Here is a 260-nt window from a genome sequence, read left to right as displayed (position 1 = left end):
AAGACACAAAATATAAAACACACTGCCCAAAATGAACTGCTGGAAAACCGCCAAATCATGCGTCGCAAGAAACTCAGCAGGAGCAGAGATCATAAAACGATAAGGGTTAAACTGCATAAGCGGAATAAGCCATGTAGGCCAGAAAGAAGGGGGCAAAAGAACACCACCAAGAAGAGCCGAACTGAGAATGCTAAAAGAGAGCAATATATCGTACTCGATCACCCAGAAAACCAACAACGAAATTGCGAAGGAGAGTAAAA

The 260-nt window shown here is 42.7% G+C and carries 1 pseudogene; it reads right to left on the bottom strand.

Features of this window, described 5'->3' with window-relative positions:
• Window positions 1–222: pseudogene (locus ACFIJP_RS09640) on the bottom strand (ABC transporter permease); the annotation flags it as partial.
• Window positions 223–260: the final 38 nt, after the last annotated feature.

The sequence above is a fragment of the Bartonella sp. MU37NMGALS genome, from assembly GCF_042194015.1.
GTDB lineage: Bacteria > Pseudomonadota > Alphaproteobacteria > Rhizobiales > Rhizobiaceae > Bartonella > Bartonella grahamii.
Note: the sequence above shows the minus strand (reverse complement) of the source record. Positions and strands in the feature narration are given on the sequence as shown.